Below are 10,688 nucleotides of genomic sequence, written 5' to 3'. Positions count from 1 at the left end.
CGCCCGCGACCTGCCGTGGCGGAAGCCGGGCGTCGGCGCCTGGGCGATCCTGGTCAGCGAGGTCATGCTCCAGCAGACGCCGGTGGTCCGGGTGCTGCCCGCGTGGGAGGCGTGGCTGGCCCGCTGGCCGGTGCCGCTCGCGCTCGCCGAGGACACCCCGGCGGAGGCGATCCGGATGTGGGGACGGCTCGGCTACCCTCGCCGGGCGGTCCGGCTGCGCGACTGCGCGGTGGCGATCGTGGAGCGGCACGGCGGGGAGGTGCCGGACCGGCTGGACCAGTTGCTGGCCCTGCCGGGCGTCGGCACGTACACGGCCCGGGCGGTGGCCGCCTTCGCGTACGGGCAGCGGCATCCGGTGGTGGACACCAACGTACGCCGGGTGGTCTGCCGGGCGATCGCGGGCGAGCCGGACGCCGGTCCGGCCACCCGCCCCGCCGACCTGGTCGCCACCGAGGAACTGCTGCCCACCGAGCCCGCCGCCGCGGCCCTGGCCAGCGCCGCGTTCATGGAGCTCGGCGCGGTCGTCTGCACCGCCCGCGCCCCACGCTGCGAGGTGTGCCCGGTCGAGTCGGTCTGCGCCTGGCGGGCCTCCGGCCAGGAGGCGCCGGCCGGTCCCACCCGCCGCCCCCAGCGCTACGCCGGCACCGACCGTCAGGTACGCGGCCTGCTGCTCGCGGTGCTCCGGGAGGCCACCGCCCCGGTGCCGCACCAACGGCTGGACCAGGTCTGGCACGACGACGTGCAGCGGGCCCGGGCGCTCGCCGGGCTGGTCACCGACGGTCTCGTCGAGCCAATCGGCGAGGCATCCTTCCGCCTGATCGGCGACGGCCCCCCGGTCCCCCTCACCCAGCGGAGCTGACCCACGGGTTACGGCAATCCGGTCTGATGCAGGCAGCGAAGGCGCGGTTTGCCGCAGCTTGTGTTGATCAAGGCGAGGCATAAGGCGGACGAGGCGGGAGCGCGGAAAGGCGACGGCCCCGGTGGCTTTCGCCTACCGGGGCCGCCGCCCTGTGTCAGATCTGCCCGACGCTTACGCCGCGTCGTCCGCGCCCGTGGCGGCGGTGCCGCCGAGGTCCGCCGGGACCGCGTCCGGCACGGCCACCGGCCGGTCGGCGCCCCGGAAGACGAGCTTGGACTTGTCGATGTCGCTCGGGTCACCCTCGCAGTCCACCACCACGATCTGACCCGGGGTCAGCTCGTTGAAGAGGATCCGCTCGGAGAGGTTGTCCTCGATGTCGCGCTGGATCGTGCGACGCAACGGCCGCGCGCCCAGCACCGGGTCGAAGCCCTTCTTCGCCAGGTACTTCTTGGCGTTGTCGGTCAGCTCCAGGCCCATGTCCTTGTTCCGCAGCTGGGTCTCGATGCGGGAGATCATGATGTCGACGATCGACAGAATCTCGTTCTCGCGCAGCTGGTGGAAGACGATGGTGTCGTCGATCCGGTTCAGGAACTCGGGCCGGAAGTGCTGCTTGAGCTCGTCGTTGACCTTCTGCTTCATCCGGTCGTAGTTGGACTCGGAGTCCTCAGAGGCCTGGAAGCCCAGCGAGACCGCCTTGGCGACGTCCCGGGTGCCGAGGTTGGTGGTCAGGATGATGACCGTGTTCTTGAAGTCCACGATCCGGCCCTGACCGTCGGTGAGCCGCCCGTCCTCCAGGATCTGGAGGAGCGTGTTGAACACGTCCGGGTGGGCCTTCTCGATCTCGTCGAAGAGGACCACCGAGAACGGCCGACGACGCACCTTCTCGGTCAGCTGCCCGCCCTCGTCGTAGCCGACGTAGCCGGGAGGGGCACCCACCAGCCGGGACACCGTGTACCGGTCGTGGAACTCGGACATGTCCAGCTGGATGAGGGCGTCCTCGCTGCCGAACAGGAACTCGGCGAGCGCCTTGGACAGCTCGGTCTTACCGACGCCGGACGGGCCGGCGAAGATGAACGAGCCGGACGGGCGCTTCGGGTCCTTCAGGCCGGCCCGGGTACGCCGGATCGCCTTCGAGACCGCCTTGACCGCGTCCTCCTGGCCGATGACGCGCTTGTGCAGCTCGTCCTCCATGCGCAGCAGGCGCGAGGTCTCCTCCTCGGTCAGCTTGTAGACCGGGATGCCGGTCCAGTTGCCGAGCACCTCGGCGATCTGCTCGTCGTCGACCTCGCTGACGACGTCCAGGTCGCCGGCCTTCCACTCCTTCTCCCGCTGAGCCTTCTGGCCGAGGAGCTGCTTCTCCTTGTCGCGGAGCTGGGCGGCCCGCTCGAAGTCCTGCGCGTCGATCGCGGACTCCTTGTCGCGGCGCACCTGGGCGATGCGCTCGTCGAAGTCGCGCAGGTCTGGCGGCGCGGTCATCCGGCGGATCCGCATCCGGGCACCGGCCTCGTCGATCAGGTCGATCGCCTTGTCCGGCAGGAAGCGGTCGGAGATGTACCGGTCGGCCAGCGTCGCGGCCGCGACGAGAGCCGCGTCGGTGATGCTCACTCGGTGGTGCGCCTCGTAGCGGTCCCGCAGGCCCTTGAGGATCTCGATGGTGTGGGCCAGCGAGGGCTCACCCACCTGGATCGGCTGGAAGCGGCGCTCGAGCGCGGCGTCCTTCTCCAGGTGCTTGCGGTATTCGTCCAGCGTGGTCGCGCCGATGGTCTGCAGCTCACCACGGGCCAGCATCGGCTTGAGGATGCTGGCGGCGTCGATCGCGCCCTCGGCGGCACCCGCACCCACCAGGGTGTGGATCTCGTCGATGAACAGGATGATGTCGCCCCGGGTACGGATCTCCTTGAGCACCTTCTTGAGGCGCTCCTCGAAGTCACCGCGGTAGCGGGAACCGGCGACCAGGGCACCGAGGTCGAGCGTGTAGAGCTGCTTGTCCTTCAGCGTCTCGGGCACCTCGCCCTTGATGATCTTCTGGGACAGCCCCTCCACCACGGCGGTCTTACCGACGCCGGGCTCACCGATCAGGACCGGGTTGTTCTTGGTACGGCGGGAGAGCACCTGCATGACCCGCTCGATTTCCTTCTCGCGCCCGATGACCGGGTCGAGCTTGCCCTCGCGGGCGGCCTGCGTCAGGTTGCGGCCGAACTGGTCCAGCACCAGGCTGGTCGACGGCGCGGCCTCGCCCGGCGCGGCGCCCGCCGCGGCCGGCTCCTTGCCCTGGTAGCCGGAGAGCAGCTGGATCACCTGCTGGCGGACCCGGTTGAGGTCGGCGCCGAGCTTGACCAGCACCTGGGCGGCGACGCCCTCACCCTCACGGATCAGGCCGAGCAGGATGTGCTCCGTGCCGATGTAGTTGTGGCCGAGCTGCAGCGCCTCGCGCAGGGACAGCTCCAGCACCTTCTTGGCCCGCGGCGTGAACGGGATGTGCCCGCTCGGCGCCTGCTGGCCCTGGCCGATGATCTCCTCGACCTGCTGACGGACGCCCTCGAGGGAGATGCCGAGGCTCTCCAGGGCCTTTGCCGCGACGCCTTCACCCTCATGGATCAGGCCCAGCAGGATGTGCTCCGTACCGATGTAGTTGTGGTTGAGCATCCGGGCCTCTTCCTGGGCCAGGACGACAACCCGTCGCGCTCGGTCGGTGAACCGCTCGAACATGCCCTCGTGCTCCTCACGTGCCGTGCGCCTTGATGGTCAAGATCTTGGCGGGGCCGGTGCGCGGACGTCCGGGACGGGCGTCCGTGCCTCCTTACTCTATCGCCGCGGACCGACTCCGCTGAGGTCGTGTGTCCCCGCGAATGGCCGTTCACGCGTCGTTTCTGACAACCGTCCGCGCTCAGGAGGTGTTCCGGTACCCCTGCCTGTACGCGCAGAGCGAAATTCGACCGTCGGTGGAAAAGGCCGGTCGTGGCCTCCCGGGTGACTCCCGGACCCACGGCGACGGCTTCGCTGCCGACCGCCGGTCATCCACAGCCTGTGGATGGAATTTCCACTGCCTGTGGACAACTACGTCGGGCCCCGGTTTCTTCCCACCGGCAGCGGACCACTCGACGCGCGTACCGCCGGCCTCGGCAACGCCGGCGGCGGGCCGGACAGACGGCGCACGGGGGCGGAAACGGCGACGCCGGCCCGGAGTCGCACTCCGGTCCGGCGTCGGTGTCGCCCGTGCGGGCTGCTGGTCGGCTCAGTGGCCCGCCGTCGCGTGGTACTCGTCGACGATCTCCTGCGGGATGCGGCCGCGGTCGGAGATGTCCTTGCCGGTCCGCTTGGCCCAGGCCCGGATCGCCTTGTTCTGCTCGCGGTCGGCGGTCGCGCCGCCCCGGCCCCGCGCGGCCCGGCCGCCGACGACCACGCCACCACGACCGACCTTGCTCCCGTGCGCGATGTACTGAGCGAATACGCCGCGCAATTGTTCAGCGTTGGAAGCTGAGAGGTCGATCTCGTACTGCACACCGTCGAGCGCGAACTTGACGGTCTCGTCAGCGTCCCCGCCGTCCAGGTCATCGACCAGCTTGTGAATGATCTGCTTGGCCACGTCCCACATTCCTTTCGAGCAGGGTTGTGCTCCTGCAATATAGGAGCACAATAACCCGTCAGATGCTTGCCGCGTCAATAGGTCGCGGTAACGACCCGGAGACGGGTGTCGCGCTACTCCGGCCGGACCAACGGGAACAGGATCGTTTCCCGAATTCCGAGGCCGGTCAGCGCCATCAGAAGACGGTCGATTCCCATTCCCATACCCCCGGCCGGCGGCATTCCGTACTCCATCGCCCGGAGAAAGTCCTCGTCCAGTCGCATCGCCTCGTCGTCGCCGCGCGCGGCCAGCTGCGCCTGGGCCACCAGCCGCTCCCGCTGCACCACCGGGTCGACCAGCTCGGAGTACGCGGTGCCCAGCTCGAACCCGAGGACGTAGAGGTCCCACTTCTCGGCCAGCCCCGGCTCGCTGCGGTGCGCCCGGGTCAGCGGGCTGGTCTCCTCGGGGTAGTCCAGGACGAAGGTGGGCGCCTGCAGCGACGGGACGACGAGTTCCTCGAAAAGCTCCTCGACCAGCTTGCCCGGGCCCCACTTCGGGTCGACGGAGAGTCCGACCTTGTCCGCGTACTCGACCAGGCGGGACCTTTCGGTGCGGACCGTGACTTCCTCGCCGAGCGCCTCGGAAAGGACCCCGAAGAGCGTGACCGACCGCCACCCGCCGCCCAGATCGAACTCGCGGCCGTCGGCGTGGGTGACCACCGTCGAGCCGGCGACCGCGATCGCCGCCTGCTGCACCAGATTTCGGGTCAGCTCGGCCATGGTGTGGTAGTCGCCGTACGCCTGGTACGCCTCGAGCATCGCGAACTCCGGCGAGTGCGAAGAGTCGATGCCCTCATTACGGAAGTTGCGGTTGATCTCGAAGACCCGGTCCACGCCACCGACGACGGCCCGCTTCAGAAACAGTTCCGGCGCGATTCGCAGATACAGATCCGTGTTGAGCGCATTGCTGTGGGTCACGAATGGGCGGGCCGCGGCGCCACCGTGCAGCAACTGCAGCATCGGGGTCTCGACCTCGATGAAGTCCTGCGCGTGCAGGGTGTCGCGCAGGCTGCGCACCGCCGTCGCCCGGGTACGCACCATCTGCCGCGCCTGCGGGCGGACCACCAGGTCCACGTACCGCTGGCGGACCCGGGCCTCCTCGCTCAGCGGCTTGTGCGCGACCGGCAGGGGGCGGAGCGCCTTGGCGGTGACCGCCCACTCCTCGACCAGCACCGACAGCTCGCCGCGCCGGCTGGTGATCACCTCGCCGCTGACGCCGACGTGGTCGCCGAGGTCGACCAGGCGCTTCCAGTCGTCCAGCCGGTCCGCGCCGACCCGGTCCAGCGAGAGCATCGCCTGCAGTTCGGTGCCGTCGCCGTCCCGCAGGGTGGCGAAGCAGAGCTTGCCGGTGTTGCGTACGAAGATCACTCGACCGGTGACCGAGACCCGGTCGCCGGTGGCGGTGTCCGTGGGCAGGTCGGCGTAGCGCTCGCGGATCGCGGCCAGGGTGGTGGTCCGCGGAAAACCGACCGGGTACGGCTCGACGCCCTCGGCGAGCATCCGGTCCCGCTTCTCCCGGCGGACCTTCATCTGCTCCGGAAGGTCGTCGGCGGGGTCCACTGGCAGGGCGTTCTGCTCGATCACGGCAGCTTCCTCAGGCTTGGAGAGAAATATCGGCGGGTCAGCCCATGAGCGTACTCAAGGGCCCTGCCGACCGTTACGGGATAACCTGCCGCCCATGACGGACCCCACTCAGGCGCTCTCCTTCGGCGCCGCCGCCGCCGAGTACGACCGGTTCCGCCCCCGCTATCCGGAGGCCGCCCTGCGCTGGGCGCTGGACGGGCTGGCCGCGCCGGCCCGGGTGGTGGACCTCGGCGCGGGCACCGGCATCCTCACCCGGGGGGTGCTCGCGCTCTGGCACCACGACGGCTCCAGGTCGCGGCGCGGCGGCAGACGCGCCGAGCTGGAGTTGTCGCAGGTCGTACCCGTGGAACCGGATCCGGGGATGCGGGCGCAACTGGCGGCCGCCACCCCGGGCACGACGGCCCTGGCCGGCAGCGCCGAGTCGGTGCCGCTGCCGGACGGCGCGGCGGACGCGGTCCTGGTCGGCCAGGCCTACCACTGGTTCGACCAGGAGCGGGCGCACGCCGAGATCGCCCGGGTGCTACCGCCCGGCGGCACCTTCGCGCCGATCTGGAACGTCCGGGACGAGCGGGTCGGCTGGGTGGCGGAACTGGGCCGGATCGCCCTCCTCGGCGACAACAGCGGTGACGTGACCGAGAAGTACCGCGACTTCGGCCCCGCCTTCGAGCCGGTCGAGCTGGGCGAGTTCGCCCACGTGACCACGCTGACGCCGGACGAGGTGGTGGGCATGCTGCACACCCGCTCGTACTGGCTCACCGCCCCACCGGACAAGCGGCAGCGAATCGACCGGAAGCTGCGGGACCTGTTCGCCACCCACCCGGACCTGGCCGGCCGGGAAACCGTCGAGCTGCCCTACCGGACGCTCGTCTTCCGCTCCCGTCGCCGCTGAGCACGGTGTCAACAGGGGGCCCCTGCTCTACCAGAGGCGTTAAAAGGAACCCTTCCTCACAGGTTCCGCTCGTAGACCATCCGCAGGCCGATGAGGGTGATCATCGGCTCGTGGTGGGTGATGGTGCGGCACTCGTTGAGCACCAGCGAGGCCAGCCCGCCGGTGGCGATCACCGCCTTCACCTCGCCCAACTCCTCGGTCATCCGCTCGACGATCCGGTCCACCTGCCCGGCGAACCCGAAGTAGAGGCCGGCCTGGAGGCACTCCACGGTGTTCTTGCCGATCACCGAGCGCGGCTTCGTGGCCTCCACCTTGCGGAGCTGGGCGGCGCGCGCGGCGAGCGCGTCGAAGGAGATCTCGATGCCCGGCGCGAACGCACCGCCGAGGAACTCGCCCCGGCCGCTGATCACGTCGAAGTTGGTGGTGGTGCCGAAGTCGACCACGATCGACGGCCCGCCGTAGAGGGTGTACGCGGCCAGGGTGTTCACCACCCGGTCCGCGCCCACCTCCTTCGGGTTGTCGATGGCGAGCTGCACCCCGGTGCGTACCCCCGGCTCGACGATCACGCTGGGCAGGTCCGCGTAGTAGCGGGACAGCATGGTACGCAGCGAGCGCAGCGCGGCGGGCACCGTCGAGCAGGCCGCCACCCCGGTGATCTCCACGGCGTCACCGGCCAGCAGCCCCCGGAACATCAGGCCCAGCTCGTCCGCGGTGGAACGGGCGTCAGTCTTGATCCGCCAGGAGTGCACCAGCTTGTCGCCGTCGAAGGTCGCCAGCACGGTGTTGGTGTTTCCGATGTCGATGCAGAGCAGCACGACCGCAGCCTAGACGCTCATTCCTCGCGCAGATCCAGGGCGATGTCCAGGATCGGCGAGGAGTGGGTCAGCGCGCCCACCGAGAGGAAGTCGACGCCGGTCGCGCCGTACTCGGCCACCACCGGCAGGGTCAGCCCGCCGGTCGCCTCCAGCTCGGCCCGGTCGCCCACCGCGGCGACCACCCCGCGCAGCTGCGCCGGGGTCATGTTGTCCAGCAGCAGGAAGTCGGCGCCGGCCTCGACCGCCTCCACCGCCTCGGCCAGGGTGTCCACCTCCACCTGCACCGGCACGTCCGGGAACGCCTCCCGGACCCGCCGGTAGGCGGCCGCGACACCGCCCGCGGCGACCTTGTGGTTGTCCTTGATCATGGCGACGTCGTGCAGGCCCATCCGCTTGTTGGTGCCACCGCCGGCCCGCACCGCGTACTTCTCAAGGGCGCGCAGGTTGGGGGTGGTCTTGCGGGTGTCGAGCACCATCGCCTTCGTACCGGCCAGGGCGTCGGCCCAGGCCCGGGTGTGGGTGGCCACCCCGGACATCCGGCAGAGCAGGTTGAGCGCGGTGCGCTCGGCGGTAAGCAGCAGCCGGGTCGGGCCGGTCACCGTGGCCAGCACGTCGCCCCGCGCCACCCGCTGCCCGTCCTGGGCCACCAGCGACACCTCGACCGTACGGTCCGCCCCCGTCACCTCGCCCACCAGCTCGAACACGGCCGCGGCCACCGGCAGCCCGGCCACCACGCCGTCGGCCCGGGCCACCAGGTCACCGGTGTCGTTCTGCGTCTCGGGGATGGTGGCGACGCTGGTGACGTCGAGGAAATCCGGGCCGAGATCCTCGGTGAACGCGTCGACGATCACCCGCCGTACCCACGCCGGGTCCAGGCCACCGTCGCGCAGCGCCCGCTCCGTCGACTCCCTCACTGTGCCTCCCATCGCTCGGTCAACCGGCTCTCCGTCCCGATCCCGCCGACGAGGTGGCCCAGCCACCGGTCGTCGGCGAGCGGGAAGTCCTCCCGCCAGTGGCAGCCCCGGGTCTCCCGGCGGGTGTACGCGGCGGCGACCAGCGTCGACGCCACGGTGATCAGGTTCGTGGCCTCCCAGTCGGCGGTCCGCGGGGTGCCCCGGCCCTGCCCCAGCTCGGTCAGCGTGCCGGCGGTGGCGGCCAGGGTCTCCGCCGAGCGGAGCACGCCCGCGCCCCGGGTCATCGCCCGCTGCAGGACCGGCGTGCCCTCGGCCGGCACCAGCCAGCCCTGGCCGCCCACCCAGGCGCCGGTCTCCGCCGGCTTCGCCTGCTCGGGCAGCCCGGCGGCGATGTCCTCGGCGATCCGGCGGGAGAAGACCAGCCCCTCCAGCAGCGAGTTGCTGGCCAGCCGGTTCGCCCCGTGCACCCCGGTGCAGGCGACCTCGCCGCAGGCGTACAGGCCGGGGATGGAGGTGCGGCCGCGCAGGTCGGTACGGACGCCGCCGGAGGCGTAGTGCGCGGCCGGGGCGACCGGGATCAGGTCGGTGGCCGGATCCACGCCGATGGCCAGGCAGGAGGCGACGATGGTCGGGAACCGCCCGGCCAGGAAGTCCCCGCCGAGGTGGCGCGCGTCCAGCCAGACGTGGTCCGCGGCGACGGCTCCAGGTCGCGGCGCGGCGTCAGACGCGCCGAGCTGGAGTTGTCGCCCGGTGGCGAGCAGCACCCGGTGGATGCCCTTGGCGACCACGTCCCGGGGGGCCAGCTCGGCCAGCTCGTGCTGACCGACCATGAACCGCTTGCCGTCGCCGTCGACCAGGTGGGCGCCCTCGCCGCGCAGCGCCTCGGAGACCAGCGGCTGCTGGGCCAGCCCGGCGCCGGGGCCGCCGGCCGGCACGATCAGCGCGGTCGGGTGGAACTGGACGAACTCCACGTCGGTGACCGCCGCCCCGGCCCGCATGGCCAGCGCCACGCCGTCGCCGGTGGAGACCGCCGGGTTGGTGGTGGCCGCGAAGATCTGGCCCAGGCCGCCGGTGGCCAGCACCACCGCGCGGGCCAGGATCGCCCCGACGCCGTCCTCGCTGCCCTCGCCGAGCACGTGCAGGGTGATACCGCAGGCCGGGCCGAGCCCGTCGGGGCCGTCTCCCGGGGCGCGCAGCAGGTCCAGCACGAGCGCGTGCTCGACCAGCCGGATCCACGGGTCGCGGTGGACCGCCGTGTGCAGCGCCCGCTGCACCTCGGCCCCGGTGGCGTCGCCGCCAGCGTGCACGATCCGGTCGGCCCGGTGGCCGCCCTCCCGAGTGAGCATCAGCGAGCCGTCCGGGTTGCGGTCGAACTCCGCGCCGATCCGCATCAGCTCGCGCAGCCGGGTCGGCCCCTCCTCCACCAGCACCCGGACCGCCGCCGGGTCGCACAGGCCCACGCCAGCCACCTCGGTGTCGTACGCGTGCGCGGCCGGAGTGTCGGCCGGGTCGAGCACCGCGGCGATGCCGCCCTGCGCCCAGCGGGTGGAGCCCTCGTCCATGTCGACCTTGGTGACCACGGTGACGTGCAACCCCGCCTCGCGCAGATGGAGCGCGGCGGTGAGCCCGGCGACCCCGGAGCCGACCACGATCACGTCGGTGGTCTCCACCCAGCCGGGCGCGGGCGCGGCGAGCAGCCGGGGCAGGGCCGGCAGGTCGACGGTCGGAAGGTCCATGAGCACAGTCAACCCGAACGCCCCTCATCTCGGGCGGCGGGGGCGGCACGAGTGGTTTCGGCTACCTCGTCCGGACCGGCAGGCCGGCCGGACCGGCCCCCTTGAGCGAGGCGGTCACCGTCCGGTCGGTGAGCCAGAGGTAGCAGCGGACGCCGCGGTCACCGGCGGCCCACCGGCCGGCGCCCGGTGGGCGTACCACCACGCCGCTGCGGAACCGCAGGATCCGGTCGTCGGGGACGCCCACGTACTTCGCGAGGACGCTGTTGC

At 71.5% G+C, this 10,688-nt stretch carries 8 protein-coding genes and 1 pseudogene; 2 read left to right on the top strand and 7 right to left on the bottom strand.

Going from position 1 to position 10,688, the window contains the following annotated elements:
- Positions 1 to 859, top strand: an 859-nt coding sequence (locus tag ONA70_RS30480; protein WP_265009950.1) for an HhH-GPD family protein, incomplete at its 5' end; no start/stop codon positions are given.
- Between the two features lie 171 nt (positions 860 to 1,030).
- Here the strand turns inward: ONA70_RS30480 and ONA70_RS30475 are convergent.
- The 3 genes from ONA70_RS30475 to lysS form a co-directional block, all read right to left on the bottom strand.
- Positions 1,031 to 3,568 carry an ATP-dependent Clp protease ATP-binding subunit gene (locus ONA70_RS30475; protein WP_265009949.1) on the bottom strand — a complete coding sequence of 846 codons (2,538 nt, stop codon included), beginning with the start codon at positions 3,566 to 3,568 and terminating at the stop codon, positions 1,031 to 1,033.
- Positions 3,569 to 4,094: 526 nt separating this feature from the next.
- The gene (locus ONA70_RS30470) at positions 4,095 to 4,445 is read right to left on the bottom strand and encodes a histone-like nucleoid-structuring protein Lsr2 (RefSeq protein ID WP_265009948.1); all 351 of its coding nucleotides are present in this window, start codon (positions 4,443 to 4,445) and stop codon (positions 4,095 to 4,097) included.
- 113 nt (positions 4,446 to 4,558) lie between these two features.
- A complete protein-coding gene (gene lysS, locus ONA70_RS30465) occupies positions 4,559 to 6,067 on the bottom strand; it encodes a lysine--tRNA ligase (protein ID WP_265009947.1) in 1,509 nt (502 codons plus the stop codon).
- Positions 6,068 to 6,161: 94 nt separating this feature from the next.
- Between lysS and ONA70_RS30460 the strand changes: the two genes are divergently transcribed.
- On the top strand, positions 6,162 to 6,956 hold the full coding sequence (locus ONA70_RS30460; protein ID WP_265009946.1) for a class I SAM-dependent methyltransferase: 795 nt from the start codon (positions 6,162 to 6,164) through the stop codon (positions 6,954 to 6,956).
- A 56-nt stretch (positions 6,957 to 7,012) separates the two neighbouring features.
- Here ONA70_RS30460 and ONA70_RS30455 read toward each other — a convergent pair whose 3' ends face one another.
- The 4 genes and pseudogenes from ONA70_RS30455 to ONA70_RS30440 all read right to left on the bottom strand — a co-directional run.
- Positions 7,013 to 7,771, bottom strand: coding sequence for a type III pantothenate kinase (locus tag ONA70_RS30455; RefSeq protein WP_265009945.1), 759 nt, complete (start codon positions 7,769 to 7,771; stop codon positions 7,013 to 7,015).
- 17 nt (positions 7,772 to 7,788) lie between these two features.
- Complete coding sequence (nadC, locus tag ONA70_RS30450) at positions 7,789 to 8,697, bottom strand: carboxylating nicotinate-nucleotide diphosphorylase (protein ID WP_406601275.1); 909 nt, start codon at positions 8,695 to 8,697, stop codon at positions 7,789 to 7,791.
- A complete protein-coding gene (locus ONA70_RS30445; RefSeq protein WP_265009943.1) occupies positions 8,682 to 10,421 on the bottom strand; it encodes an L-aspartate oxidase in 1,740 nt (579 codons plus the stop codon). Before ONA70_RS30445 ends, nadC begins: the two co-directional genes overlap by 16 nt.
- 61 nt (positions 10,422 to 10,482) lie before the next feature.
- Positions 10,483 to 10,688: pseudogene (locus ONA70_RS30440) on the bottom strand (septum formation family protein); the annotation flags it as partial.

This window comes from Micromonospora yasonensis, from assembly GCF_026013475.1.
In the GTDB taxonomy this organism is placed as follows: Bacteria; Actinomycetota; Actinomycetes; order Mycobacteriales; family Micromonosporaceae; genus Micromonospora; species Micromonospora yasonensis.
This window is presented reverse-complemented; position numbering and strand designations above follow the sequence as displayed.

What these genes read in the sequence shown, in the direction of transcription:
- ONA70_RS30475 (WP_265009949.1), bottom strand. Translation starts at nt 3,568, where the DNA reads ATGTTCGAGCGGTTCACCGACCGAGCGCGACGGGTTGTCGTCCTGGCC.
- ONA70_RS30460 (WP_265009946.1), top strand. Translation starts at nt 6,162, where the DNA reads ATGACGGACCCCACTCAGGCGCTCTCCTTCGGCGCCGCCGCCGCCGAG.
- nadC (WP_406601275.1), bottom strand. Translation starts at nt 8,697, where the DNA reads ATGGGAGGCACAGTGAGGGAGTCGACGGAGCGGGCGCTGCGCGACGGT.
- ONA70_RS30445 (WP_265009943.1), bottom strand. Translation starts at nt 10,421, where the DNA reads ATGGACCTTCCGACCGTCGACCTGCCGGCCCTGCCCCGGCTGCTCGCC.